The 11,849-nt window shown below is 72.2% G+C and carries 13 protein-coding genes; 4 read left to right on the forward strand and 9 right to left on the reverse strand.

What is annotated here, in order from left to right; genetic code table 11:
• Positions 1-375: 375 nt before the first annotated feature.
• Together CCN42_RS12910 and CCN42_RS12915 are read right to left on the reverse strand one after the other, a co-directional pair.
• A complete protein-coding gene (locus tag CCN42_RS12910; RefSeq protein WP_086735507.1) occupies positions 376-1,353 on the reverse strand; it encodes an aldose epimerase family protein in 978 nt (325 codons plus the stop codon).
• A gap of 23 nt (positions 1,354-1,376) precedes the next feature.
• On the reverse strand, positions 1,377-2,288 hold the full coding sequence (locus CCN42_RS12915; RefSeq protein WP_169731446.1) for an SGNH/GDSL hydrolase family protein: 912 nt from the start codon (positions 2,286-2,288) through the stop codon (positions 1,377-1,379).
• Positions 2,289-2,551: 263 nt separating this feature from the next.
• Here CCN42_RS12915 and CCN42_RS12920 point away from each other — a divergent pair, with 263 nt between their 5' ends.
• Positions 2,552-3,046, forward strand: a complete 495-nt coding sequence (locus CCN42_RS12920) for a DUF3145 domain-containing protein (RefSeq protein ID WP_086168131.1) — start codon at positions 2,552-2,554, stop codon at positions 3,044-3,046.
• A 147-nt stretch (positions 3,047-3,193) separates the two neighbouring features.
• Here the strand turns inward: CCN42_RS12920 and fabF are convergent, their stop codons facing one another.
• The 5 genes from fabF to fasR form a co-directional block, all read right to left on the reverse strand.
• The gene (fabF, locus tag CCN42_RS12925) at positions 3,194-4,465 is read right to left on the reverse strand and encodes a beta-ketoacyl-ACP synthase II (protein WP_086168132.1); all 1,272 of its coding nucleotides are present in this window, start codon (positions 4,463-4,465) and stop codon (positions 3,194-3,196) included.
• Positions 4,466-4,540: 75 nt separating this feature from the next.
• Positions 4,541-4,789: an acyl carrier protein gene (locus tag CCN42_RS12930; RefSeq protein WP_043500565.1), complete on the reverse strand. Its 249-nt coding sequence runs from the start codon at positions 4,787-4,789 to the stop codon at positions 4,541-4,543.
• 78 nt (positions 4,790-4,867) lie between these two features.
• Entirely contained in the window at positions 4,868-5,869 is a 1,002-nt protein-coding gene (locus tag CCN42_RS12935; protein WP_086168133.1) for a ketoacyl-ACP synthase III, read from the reverse strand.
• 22 nt (positions 5,870-5,891) lie between these two features.
• Positions 5,892-6,803, reverse strand: a complete 912-nt coding sequence (locus CCN42_RS12940) for an ACP S-malonyltransferase (protein ID WP_086735511.1) — start codon at positions 6,801-6,803, stop codon at positions 5,892-5,894.
• A gap of 89 nt (positions 6,804-6,892) precedes the next feature.
• Positions 6,893-8,098 (reverse strand): fatty acid biosynthesis transcriptional regulator FasR, encoded by a 1,206-nt coding sequence (gene fasR / locus CCN42_RS12945; protein ID WP_086735513.1) that lies wholly within the window; start codon positions 8,096-8,098, stop codon positions 6,893-6,895.
• Positions 8,099-8,170: 72 nt separating this feature from the next.
• Between fasR and CCN42_RS12950 the strand changes: the two genes are divergently transcribed.
• Entirely contained in the window at positions 8,171-8,824 is a 654-nt protein-coding gene (locus CCN42_RS12950) for a pirin family protein (protein ID WP_086735515.1), read from the forward strand.
• Between the two features lie 25 nt (positions 8,825-8,849).
• Here CCN42_RS12950 and CCN42_RS12955 read toward each other — a convergent pair whose 3' ends face one another.
• Both CCN42_RS12955 and CCN42_RS12960 read right to left on the reverse strand, forming a co-directional pair.
• On the reverse strand, positions 8,850-9,671 hold the full coding sequence (locus tag CCN42_RS12955) for a serine hydrolase domain-containing protein (protein WP_086735517.1): 822 nt from the start codon (positions 9,669-9,671) through the stop codon (positions 8,850-8,852).
• 18 nt (positions 9,672-9,689) lie between these two features.
• Positions 9,690-10,166 carry a GNAT family N-acetyltransferase gene (locus tag CCN42_RS12960; RefSeq protein ID WP_086735519.1) on the reverse strand — a complete coding sequence of 159 codons (477 nt, stop codon included), beginning with the start codon at positions 10,164-10,166 and terminating at the stop codon, positions 9,690-9,692.
• Positions 10,167-10,251: 85 nt separating this feature from the next.
• Here CCN42_RS12960 and CCN42_RS12965 point away from each other — a divergent pair, with 85 nt between their 5' ends.
• Together CCN42_RS12965 and CCN42_RS12970 are read left to right on the forward strand one after the other, a co-directional pair.
• Positions 10,252-10,716, forward strand: a complete 465-nt coding sequence (locus tag CCN42_RS12965; protein ID WP_086735523.1) for a MerR family transcriptional regulator — start codon at positions 10,252-10,254, stop codon at positions 10,714-10,716.
• Positions 10,713-11,726, forward strand: a complete 1,014-nt coding sequence (locus tag CCN42_RS12970) for an aldo/keto reductase (RefSeq protein ID WP_086735521.1) — start codon at positions 10,713-10,715, stop codon at positions 11,724-11,726. Before CCN42_RS12965 ends, CCN42_RS12970 begins: the two co-directional genes overlap by 4 nt.
• Positions 11,727-11,849: the final 123 nt, after the last annotated feature.

Raw genomic sequence — 11,849 nt, forward strand, 5'->3', positions numbered from 1 at the left:
CCGGCCGCGAGGGCCAGGCCGAGCAGAGCGGACGCGGGGACGCGGGGGATGCGTGGAGAGAGAGGTGTCAAGGCCGTTCAGGTCCTTCCGTCGCCGTGCGGAGCGTGCTGCGGGACGGCGGAAGTCTCCCCGTGACACACGAGGTCTACGCGGTCACCGCGCACCCGGCAGCGTCAGGAGACCCGCGCCGGGTGTTCGAGATCTGGGACGAGTTGACCAAATAGTGTCCGTTTGTGAAGGGTTCGTACGAAGTTCTGGCCGGACGCTCGATCGCCGACCGCGGGATCTCCGCGACGGTTACCGTCTGGAGCGGGACGACTCGTCCTGCCGAGCAGCCCCGGCCCGGGACCTGACCCCGGGCCGGGGCTCGTCCGGTCAGCCGCGCACCGAGAAGCCGTACACGGTCTCGGAGCGGAACACCTCGCCCGGCCGCAGCACCGTGCCCGGGAACTCCGGCCGGTTCGGCGAGTCCGGGAAGTGCTGGGTCTCCAGCGCGATGCCCGCGCCGGGGGAGAGCGGACCGCCCAAGTGGTCCGCGGTGTACAGCTGGAGGCCCGGCTCGGTGGTCGCCACCGTCAGCACCCGCCCGGACCCCGGGTCGTACAGCTCGGCGACCTCCTCCGCCGCCGCGGTGACCCCCTTGTCCAGCACGAAGTTGTGGTCGTACCCGGAGCCCGTCTCCCGCGCCTTGCGGAAGTCGAACCGGGTCCCCGCCACCTCGGCGACCCCCGTCGGGATCAGGTCCTCGTCGACCGGCGTGTACCGCGCGGCGGCGATCCGCAGCTCGTGCCCGCCCGCGGGACCGGACCCGGCGCCGGCGAGGTTGAAGTAGCTGTGGTTCGTCAGGTTCACGACGGTCGGGGCGTCCGTCACCGCCTCGTACCCGATCCGCAGCGCGCCGTCCGCGTCCAGCGTGTACGTCACCGTCACCGCCAGCCGGCCCGGGAAGCCCTCCTCGCCGTGCGGGCTGACCCGGCTCAGCCGCACCCCGTTCGCCACCGGCGTCCCCTCCCACACCCGCCGGTCGAAGCCGCGCTCACCGCCGTGCAGCGCGTTCGGCCCGTTGTTGACGGGGAGGGCGTACGTCAGCCCGTCCAGTTCGAACCGGCCGCCCGCGATCCGGTTGGCGTAGCGGCCGATGAGCGCCCCCAGATATGGACCCGGGTTCTCCAGATAACCCGTCAGCTCCTCGAACCCCAGTACGACGTTCGCCGTGCCGCCGCCCCGCCCGGGCACCTCCACCGACTGCACGATCCCGCCGTACGAGAGAATCCGCACCCGAACGCCGCCCCGCTCCAGGGTCCAGCGGTGCACCGGCGCGCCGTCGGGAAGTGTGCCGAAGTGTTCGCTCATGAGCGGAACCTTAAGTCAAGGACCTAAGAAGGCGCCCGAGGGGCCGTCACCGTGCGATAGGCGATCTCCGCGAGCCGCGCCTGGCCGTCCACGCTCGGATGGAACCAGTCCCACGGGCTCAACTGCGCCGCCCCGAACCGGTACGCGTACACCGCCCCGCCGTCGAAGCGGCAGTACCGGTCCTTCGCGCACACCTCGCCCAGCACCTCGTTGTACGCCTCCACCCGCTTCTGCACCGTCGAGCGCCGCGACTGTGCCGCCGCGTCCAGGGCGTCCGCGTCGTCCAGCATCGACGGGCAGATGCCCAGCTCCCACACCCGCTTGCCCAGCGCGCTGGTCCGGCCCTCGGACCACAGGCGCTTCAGATCGGGCACGCTCGCCACGTACACCTGCGCCCGGGGCGCGGTCCGGCGCAGGGTGCGCAGCGCCTCGGTGAAATCGGCGCGGAAGTCGGCCACCGGGGTCATCGCGTCCGCCGACGCCCGGCAGGCGTCGTTCGCGCCCGCCATCACCGTCACCAGCTCGGGCCTGCGGGCCGCCGCCCGCGCCATCTGCCCGGACAGATCCGCCATCCGCGCCCCGGTCACCGCGTAGTTCCAGCTGTGCGAGGCCGCCCGGCCGCGCCCCAGCAGCCGCACCGCGAGACTGTCGACCTCCGGGCTGCTGCCCGTCGCCCAGGACGCCTCAGGGCAGTCCGACAGGACCGTACAGGCGTCGAAGCCACGGGTGATCGAGTCGCCGACGGCCGCGACCGACCGCGGGCTGGTGTCCCAGGCCGGGGTCGGCGAGGGCGTGGCCCGGCGGGACTGGCTGCCGGACGGACCCGGCGCGTCGCCGCCCACGGCGTCACAGCCGGCGACCCCCAGAACGGCCGCCGCGGTCACACCCGCGAGGACGGCCCGCGAACGGTGGCGTCGATTCCGCAGGTTCCGCATGCCTGGTCCATCCCTTGCCGGCCGTGATGTCGTGTCATGTTCCCCAACCCATGACAGCGCCCCAGGGTTCCCGGCGCACACCATGCGACCGGTCACACCCGCACAGGCGTCCTGCCGGGTGAATGGCGGAGGTTTCCCGCTACAACGACCGACGGTACGTCACACTCCTTGCCCCGCCGCACGGTAGCCTCGCCATCAAGTGGCCTGCCCGGCCACCACCGCCCGCCCATCCGCACCTTGTCCCGCTCAGCCCGGAGGTCCCGGTGACGACACGTGGAGTTCTGTACGTGCACTCCGCGCCGCGCGCGCTGTGCCCGCACGTCGAGTGGGCCGTCGCCGGGGTGCTCGGCACGCGCGTCAACCTCGACTGGATCCGGCAGCCCGCCGCCCCCGGCACCTGGCGCTCGGAGTTCTCCTGGCAGGGCGAGGCGGGCACGGCCTCCAAGCTGGCGTCGGCCCTGCGCGGCTGGCACCTCCTCCGCTTCGAGGTCACCGCGGAACCCTGCCCCACCGCCGAGGGCGAGCGCTACAGCTGCACCCCCGACCTCGGCATCTTCCACGCCGTCACCGGAATCCACGGCGACATCCTCATCCCCGAGGACCGCCTGCGCGCCGCCCTCCTGCGCTCCCAGCGCGGCGAGACGGACCTGGAAGCCGAGATCGCCAAGCTCCTCGGCAAGCCCTGGGACGACGAACTCGAGCCCTTCCGCTACGCCGGCGAGGGCGCCCCGGTCCGCTGGCTCCACCAGGTGGTCTGAGGAAACACCGGGGCGGCAGCGCCCTGAAGGGCCGCGGGGAACGCCGCGAGAACGCCCCCACGGGCCCGCACCCGGCGACGCACCACCGCCCCGACGGCGAAAGGCCCGCCCCCCGAAGGGAGCGGGCCACTCTCACGACCGGCGGACTCACACCGTCCGGAACGCCAGCACCACGTTGTGCCCACCGAACCCGAAGGAGTCGTTGAGAGCCGCGATACGGCCCTCGACGGGCAGCTTGCGGGCCTCTCCGCGGACGATGTCCGCGTTCGCCTCGGCCTCCGGGTCGAGGTTGTCCACGTTGATGGTGGGCGGCGCCACCCGGTGGTACAGCGCGAGGACGGTCGCGACGGACTCGACACCGCCGGCGCCACCGAGCAGGTGACCCGTCATCGACTTGGTGGCCGACACCGCGAAGTGGTCGGCCTCGTCGCCGAACACCTTCCGCAGCGCCTTCAGCTCGGCCACGTCACCGGCCGGCGTGGACGTCGCGTGCGCGTTGACGTGCATGATCTCGGCCGGGTCGAGATCGGTCCGCTCCAGCAGGTTCTGCAGCGCGTGCGCGATACCGCGGCCCTCGGGCTCCGGCTGCACGATGTCGTGGCTGTCGGCGGAGACGCCCTGCCCGACCGCCTCGGCGTACACGCGGGCCCCGCGCCGGGCGGCGTGCTCGGCGGACTCCAGGACGACCACACCGGCGCCCTCGCCGAGGACGAAGCCGTCACGGGCGACGTCGTACGGCCGGGACGCGCCCTGCGGGTCGTCGTTGTTCTTGGACATCGCCATCATGTTGCCGAACGCGGCGATCGGCAGCGGGTGGATGGCGGCCTCGGTGCCACCGGCGATCACCACGTCGGCGCGGCCGGTGCGGATCATCTCGATGGCGTAGCCGATGGCCTCGGCGCCGGACGCGCACGCGGAGACCGGCGTGTGCACGCCCGCACGGGCGTTCACGGCCAGACCGACGTTGGCCGACGGGCCGTTCGGCATGAGCATGGGGACGGTGTGCGGGGAGACGCGGCGGACGCCCTTCTCCTTCAGCACGTCGTACTGGTCCAGCAGGGTCGTCACACCGCCGATACCGGAGGCGATGACGGCACCCAGCCGGTCGGGGTCGATCGACGAGTCCTCACCGGCCTTGCCGGTGAAGCCCGCGTCGGCCCACGCCTCCTGGGCGGCGACCAGCGCGAACTGCGCCGACCGGTCCAGCTTGCGGGCCTGCGGCCGGGGGAGGACCTCGGTGGGCTCCACGGCCACCGGCGCGGCGATCCGGACCGCCTGCTCGGCGGCCCAGTCCTGTTCGAGAGGCTTGACGCCGGAGCGCCCGGCGACCAGGCCCTCCCAGGTGGAGGCTGCGTCGCCACCCAGCGGTGTGGTTGCGCCGATACCGGTGACGACCACGGTGCGATTGGTCGGGCTCACGGGAATTCTTTCTCCAGATCGGTGGATTCAGCGGCGCCACCGCCGGGTGGCGGGGCAGGCAACGAGCCTTGAGGATCAGGCCTGGTGCTTGAGGATGTACTCGGTCGCGTCGCCGACCGTCTTGAGGTTCTTGACGTCCTCGTCGGGGATCTTGACGTCGAAGCGCTCCTCGGCGGCGACGACGACCTCGACCATGGACAGCGAGTCGACGTCCAGGTCGTCGGTGAAGGACTTGTCCAGCTGGACGTCCTCAACCGGGATGCCGGCGATCTCGTTCACGATGTCGGCGAGACCGGCGACGATCTCTTCCTGAGTGGCGGCCATGTTGGCGCTCCTTCGTTTTCTATCCAGATGGTGTGGCGGTGGATTCCGCAGCGGATCGCATGATCCGGCACGGAGTGCCTAGGGGAGGGTAACGACCGACGCGGCGTAGACGAGACCCGCCCCGAATCCGATGACGAGCGCGGTGTCGCCGCTCTTCGCCTCGCCGGTCGCCAGGAGCCGCTCCATCGCGAGCGGGATCGAGGCGGCCGAGGTGTTGCCGGTGGTGCGGACGTCACGGGCGACCGTGACCGACTCCGGCAGCTTCAGGGTCTTCACCATCGAGTCGATGATCCGCTCGTTGGCCTGGTGCGGGATGAAGACATCGAGGTCGGAGGCGGCGATCCCGGCCGCGTCCAGCGCCTGCTGGGCGACCTTCGCCATCTCGAAGACGGCCCAGCGGAACACCGCCTGGCCCTCCTGCGTGATCGCGGGGAACCGCTCGACCTCGCCCTCGCGGTAGTCCGTCCACGGGACGGTCTGCTTGATGGTCTCGGACTTGTCGCCCTCGGATCCCCAGATGGTGGGGCCGATCGCCGGCTCGTTCGAGGGGCCGACGACGACCGCGCCGGCACCGTCGCCGAACAGGAAGGCCGTCGCGCGGTCCTCCAGGTCGGTCAGGTCGCTCAGCCGCTCCACGCCGATCACGAGGACGTACTCGGCGGAGCCCTCGACGATCATGCCCTTGGCGAGGGTGAGGCCGTAGCCGAAGCCGGCGCAGCCCGCCGAGATGTCGAAGGCGGCGGCCTTGTTCGTGCCGAGCTTGTCGGCGATCTCGGTGGCGACGGCCGGGGTCTGCTTGAAGTGCGTGACGGTGGACACGATCACCGCGCCGACCTGCTCGGCGGTGATCCCGGCGTCCGCGATCGCCTTGCCGGACGCCTCGATCGACATCGCGGCGACGGTCTCCTCGTCGTTCGCCCAGTGCCGCGTCTGGATGCCGGACCGCGAACGGATCCACTCGTCCGACGAGTCGATCGTCTCGAGGATCACCTCGTTGGGCACCACGCGGGTGGGCCGGTAGCCGCCCACGCCCAGGATACGGGCGTACGGGGCGCCCTTGGCGGGCTTGATCTTCGACATGTGTCGGTCGGCTCCTTAGCGCTCAGGCCTGCTCTGCGATGAGCTCGCGGGCCGCGTCGAGGTCGTCGGGGGTCTTCAGGGCCAGCGTCTTCACACCGGGCAGCGCGCGCTTGGCGAGACCCGTGAGGGTGCCGCCGGGGCAGACCTCCAGCAGGGCGGTGACGCCCAGCTCCTTGAAGGTCTCCATGCACAGGTCCCAGCGGACGGGGTTGGCGACCTGGCCGACCAGCCGGGCGACGACCTCGTCGCCGGTGGCGACGGTCCGCCCGTCCTTGTTCGAGACGTAGGTCACCTTCGGATCGGCCGGCGTCAGCTCGCGCGCGGCCTCGGCCAGCTCGTCGACGGCGGGCGCCATGTGGTGCGTGTGGAACGCGCCGGCCACCTTCAGAGGAACGATCTTGCGGACGCCCTCGGGCTTGTCCTCGTTCAGCGCGGCCAGCTGCTCCAGCGTGCCCGCGGCGACGATCTGGCCCGCGCCGTTCACGTTCGCCGGAGTCAGGCCCAGCTTCTCCAGGTGCGCGACGCTCACCTCGGGGTCGCCGCCGAGCAGCGCCGACATGCCGGTCTCGGTGATCGCGGCGGCCTCGGCCATGGCCAGACCGCGCTTGCGGACCAGGGTCAGCGCGGCGGTGTCGTCGAGGACACCGGCGAACTGCGCCGCGGTGATCTCGCCGACGCTGTGCCCGGCGACGGCGCCGGGGGTGATGTCACCGAGTGCCGCGGCCGACAGGATGCCCGCCGCGACGAGCAGCGGCTGCGCCACGGCGGTGTCGCGGATCTCGTCCGCGTCGGCCTTCGTGCCGTAGTGGGCGAGGTCCAGTCCGATGGCGTCCGACCAGGCGGCGACGCGGTCGGCTGCCCCGGGCAGTTCGAGCCAAGGGGTCAGGAAGCCGGGCGTCTGGGCGCCCTGGCCGGGAGCGACGAGTACGAGCACTCTCACACTCTCTCTTGGGGACGGGCGCGGCCGCCCGTGGGGACAAGGACGAAGAACGGGAGGGGGTTTTGTGGACCCCGGACAAAAGACTAGGGCTGGAGATCTCCGTCGGCCAGACGCCCCAGGATGAGCGCGATTCGCAGGGTGAAGGCGGAGCGTACATCGGAGGGCGACCAGCCGGTGACGTCAGTCACACGTCGGAGCCGGTAGCGCACGGTGTTCGGGTGAACGAAGAGCATCCTCGCGGCGCCTTCCAGGCTGCTCGCCTGCTCCAGATACACACTCAAGGTTTCGAGGAGCGCGGACCCGGCCTCCCCCAGCGGTCTGTAGATCTCCTCCACCAGCTGCTCGCGGGCGCTCGGGTCCCCGGCCATCGCGCGCTCCGGCAGCAGATCGTCCGCCAGCACCGGCCGCGGGGCGTCCTGCCAGGCGGAACACGCCTTGAGGCCCGCCGCGGCGGCCTGCGCGGACCGGGTCGCGGCCAGCAGGTCCGGCACGATCGGGCCGGCCACGACCGGCCCGGCGGCGAACGGGCCGATCAGCGACTTCGCCACGGCGAGCGGATTGTCGCTGCCGCCCGCGATCACCACCAGGCGGTCCCCGAGCACTCCGGTCAGCACCTGGAGCTTGGCATGCCGGGCCGCCCGCCTTATCGCCTCCACGGTCAGCTCGGAGTCGCCGTCGGGTGCCGTGCCCAGTACCACGCAGACGTGCTCCGGGGAGTTCCAGCCGAGCGCGGCGGCCCGGGACACCGCCCCCTCGTCGGCCTCTCCGCTGAGCACCGCGTTCACCACCAGCGACTCCAGCCGCGCGTCCCAGGCACCGCGTGCCTCGGCGGCCTGGGCGTAGACCTGGGCGGTGGCGAAGGCGATCTCGCGGGCGTACACGAGCAGCGCCTCGCGCAGCACCGACTCGTCGCCGGGAGCCGCCACCTCGTCGATCGCGCTCTCCATGACCTCGATGGTGGTGCGCACCATCTCCACGGTCTGCCGCAGCGTGATCGCCCGGGTCAGCTCGCGCGGCGCGGTCCCGAAGACATCGGTGGAGATCGCCTGCGGGGCGTCCGGGTGCCGGAACCACTCGGTGAAGGCGGCGATGCCGGCCTGTGCGACCAGCCCGATCCAGGAACGGTTCTCCGGGGGCATGGCCCGGTACCACGGCAGGGTCTCGTCCATGCGTGCGATGGCCTGCGCGGCGAGGGAGCCGGAGGACTTCTCCAGCCGCTTCAGGGTCGCGTCATGGGCGTGGACGTCGTGCGCTGCGGCTTCGGGCTTGCTGGTTTCGGGTTCGGGCACGGGACAAGACTGCCTTATCGGGCCGGGACCATGGGCCGCCGGGTGGGCACTGAGGTCTACGGTGGGTGCGTGATGGACGTCCGGCGCGCCGACGAGCGCTATCCCGGAGGGGACCCGCAGGCGGGGATCGTATCCCGGCACGCCTTCTCCTTCGGCCCGCATTACGACCCCGACAACCTGCGCTTCGGCGCCCTGATCGCCTGCAACGAGGAGCGCCTCGCCCCGGGCGCCGGCTTCGACGAGCACCCGCACAGCCACACCGAGATCGTCACCTGGGTCGTCGAGGGCGAGCTGACCCACCGCGACTCCACCGGGCAGGAGAGGCGGGTCCGCCCGGGAGACGTGCAGCGCCTCAGCTCGGCGGGCGGCGTCCGCCACGTGGAGCGCAACGACGGCACGGCACCGCTGACGTTCGTGCAGATGTGGCTGGCCCCGCGGCAGCCCGGCGGCGACCCGGCCTACGAGGTCGTCCCGGGCATCGCCGACTCCACGCCGTACGCCGTCCCGGAGGCGGGCGCGATGCTCCACGTCCGCCGCCTGGCCCCCGGCGAACGCACGGCGGTCCCCGACGGGGCGTACGTCTACGTCCATGTGACCCGCGGCGAACTCCGTCTGGACGGCGAGACCCTGGGCCCGGGCGACGCGGCGCGCGTCACGGGGGCCAAGGACCTGGAGGCGGAGGGCGTGACGGAGTCGGAACTGCTGATCTGGGAGATGGCGCCGTAACGGCCAGGCGGCCGTCACGGCGGGTTCAGCCCCGCGCCTCCGCCAGCACCGCGTCCGTGAACGGCGGCCACGCCTCGACGGCCCACGGCCCGAAGGCGCGGTCGGCGAGCGCGACGCACGCCAGCCCGGCGTCCGGGTCGATCCACAGGAACGTCCCGGACTGCCCGAAGTGACCGAAGGTCCGCGGCGAGGACGAGGCGCCCGTCCAGTGCGGTGACTTCCCGTCGCGGATCTCGAAGCCCAGCCCCCAGTCGTTGGGGTTCTGGTGCCCGTACCCCGGGAGCACGCCCTTGGTGCCCGGATACTGCACGGTCATCGCCTCGGCCACGGTCCGCGGGTCCAGCAGCCGGGGCGCCTGCACCTCCGCGGCGAACCGCAGCAGGTCCTCGACGCTCGACACCCCGTCCTTCGCGGGCGACCCCTCCAGGGAGGTCGACGTCATGCCGAGCGGCTCCAGCACCGCCTGGCGCAGGTACTCGGCGAAGGGGATGTCCGTGGCCTTCGCCACGTGGTCGCCCAGCTGCTCGAACCCGGCGTTGGAGTACAGCCGCCGCTCGCCGGGCGCGGACATCACCCGGTGCTCGTCGAAGGCCAGCCCCGAGGTGTGCGCGAGCAGGTGACGGACCGTCGAGCCGTCCGGCCCGGCCGGCTCGTCCAGCTCGATCGCGCCCTCCTCGTAGGCGACCAGCACCGCGTACGCGGCCAGCGGCTTGGTGACCGAGGCCAGCGGGAAGCGGCGGCCGGCCGGGCCGTGGGTCCCGAGGACCGTGCCGTCGGCGCGTACGACACCCGCCGCGGCGGCGGGAACCGGCCAGTTCTCGATCAACGCGAGGCTGTTCAGCGACATGCGGTCGAGCCTAAGCGCTCACAGCCGCAGTTCCATCAACGGGTCCGGTTTGCGGGCGAAGCCCATCGAGGCGTACAGCGGCTCGGCCTCGGCGGACGCGGTCAGCTGCACCAGTGCGGCGCCGCGCTCCCGGAACCAGGCCAGCAGCTCCTCCATGCATGCGCGCGCGTACCCCCGCCGCCGCAGCCCGGGGTCGGTCGCGACGCTGAACACGTAGCCGACCGTGCCCCGCGGATCGCCGGCCCGTCCGATCCGGTACTCCAGCGTTCCGGCCACCAGCGCGGCCAGCGCGCCCGGCCGCTGTGGATGGTCCACGACGAACGCCGCGAACCCCCCGTCCGGGTCGGCCAGTCGTGCCCGCAGGCCGGGCAGCGACTCCGCGTGCCAGTCGGCGGTGGGCTCGGAGCGCACCGCGTCGATCATCACCTGCCGCAGCCGCAGCACCTCCCCGGCGTCCTCCGGCCCCGCACGACGCACCTGATGTAGTAGTCCCATGCCGCCTACGGTACTTACAGCGCCCGGTGAATTCTCGGCCTTTTCGCTTGCTTCGAGTGCACTCCAAGGTCATAGCGTGGAGGACATGACGGTGATGCAGACCCTGCCCGCGGCCACCGAGGACACCCCCACCAGAACCGACATCTGCTCCGCCGCGCCACGCAGACACCCCCGCCCCGACGGCCAGGACCGCTACACGATCAGCGAGGTCGCCGCCTTCACCGGCCTGACGGCCCACACGCTGCGCTGGTACGAGCGGATCGGCCTGATGTCCCACATCGACCGCTCGCACACCGGCCAGCGCCGCTACACCAACCGCGACCTGGACTGGCTCGACCTGGTCGGCAAGCTGCGGCTGACCGGGATGCCGGTCGCCGACATGGTCCGGTACGCCGAACTGGTCCGCGAGGGCGACCACACCTTCGACGAACGGCGCGAACTGCTGGAGACGACCCGCCAGGACGTGCTCGCCAGGATCGCCGAACTGCGGGACACGCTCGCCGTGCTCGACCGGAAGATCGACTTCTACTCCTCCGAGAGGACCCGATGACCGACAGCACCATCCCCACCGTCCGACTGGGCGACGAGGGCCCCGAGGTGGGAGCACAGGGCCTCGGCTGCATGGGCATGAGCTTCGCCTACGGCCCCTCCGACGCCGAGGAGTCCAGGGCCACCCTGGAACGGGCGCTGGAGCTCGGCGTCACCCTGTACGACACGGCGGACGCGTACGGCGCCGGCGACAACGAACGCTTCCTCGCCCCCTTCTTCAAGGCCCACCGCGACGAGGTGACCGTCGCCACCAAGTTCGCCCTGTCGATCCCGCCGGACGACCCCACGCGGCGGGTCATCCGCAACGACCCGCCGTACATCCGGCAGGCCGTCGAGGACAGCCTGAAGCGCCTCGACATCGACGTCATCGACCTCTACTACATGCACCGCCGCGACCCGGCCGTCCCCATCGAGGAGACCGTCGGCGTCATGGCCGAGCTGGTCCGCGAGGGCAAGGTCAAGCACCTCGGCCTGAGCGAGGTCACGGCCGCCGAACTGCGCGCCGCCCACGCGGTGCACCCGATCGCCGCCCTCCAGTCCGAGTGGTCCCTGTTCAGCCGTGACATCGAGCGGCAGGTGGTCCCGGCGGCGGCTGAACTCGGCGTGGCCCTCGTCGCGTACTCCCCGCTGGGCCGGGGCTTCCTCACCGGCTCCTTCGCCAGCGCCGAAGACCTCACCACCGGCGACTTCCGCCGTCAGCACCCCCGCTTCACCGGCGGGAACGCGGCGGCCAACGCGGCCCTCCTGGACCGGATCCGCGAGGTCGCCGACCGCCGCGGCGCCTCACTGGGCCAGATCGCCCTGGCCTGGGTCCACCACCGGCAGACGCTCCACGGCCTGCCGGTCGTCCCGATCCCGGGCACCCGCAAGCCGGGCCGGGTGGACGAGAACACGGCGGCGGCGCGGATCGTCCTGACGGACGAGGACCTGGCGGTCCTGGAGCCCATCGCCGCCCAGGTGGCCGGCGACAGGTACGCGGACATGACGTTCACCTCCGCGGGCCGTGAGTAGAACGGTCCAGGGGCGCGGGGCCGTACCGGTGTGCGGCTCCGCCGCGCGGGCGCGGCCGGCCGCGAACGGTCCGCACCCGACGGACGACAGCGACACGGCGGACGCTAGGCCGTGTCCGCAAAG

It is taken from the genome of Streptomyces glaucescens (assembly GCF_002154375.1).
GTDB lineage: Bacteria > Actinomycetota > Actinomycetes > Streptomycetales > Streptomycetaceae > Streptomyces > Streptomyces glaucescens.

Coding starts and splice junctions, on each gene's coding strand:
- CCN42_RS12910 (WP_086735507.1), bottom strand. CDS start 1,353: ATGAGCGAACACTTCGGCACACTTCCCGACGGCGCGCCGGTGCACCGC.
- CCN42_RS12915 (WP_169731446.1), bottom strand. CDS start 2,288: ATGCGGAACCTGCGGAATCGACGCCACCGTTCGCGGGCCGTCCTCGCG.
- CCN42_RS12935 (WP_086168133.1), bottom strand. CDS start 5,869: ATGTCGAAGATCAAGCCCGCCAAGGGCGCCCCGTACGCCCGTATCCTG.
- CCN42_RS12970 (WP_086735521.1), top strand. CDS start 10,713: ATGACCGACAGCACCATCCCCACCGTCCGACTGGGCGACGAGGGCCCC.
- CCN42_RS12955 (WP_086735517.1), bottom strand. CDS start 9,671: ATGTCGCTGAACAGCCTCGCGTTGATCGAGAACTGGCCGGTTCCCGCC.
- CCN42_RS12950 (WP_086735515.1), top strand. CDS start 8,171: ATGGACGTCCGGCGCGCCGACGAGCGCTATCCCGGAGGGGACCCGCAG.
- CCN42_RS12965 (WP_086735523.1), top strand. CDS start 10,252: ATGACGGTGATGCAGACCCTGCCCGCGGCCACCGAGGACACCCCCACC.
- CCN42_RS12930 (WP_043500565.1), bottom strand. CDS start 4,789: ATGGCCGCCACTCAGGAAGAGATCGTCGCCGGTCTCGCCGACATCGTG.
- CCN42_RS12960 (WP_086735519.1), bottom strand. CDS start 10,166: ATGGGACTACTACATCAGGTGCGTCGTGCGGGGCCGGAGGACGCCGGG.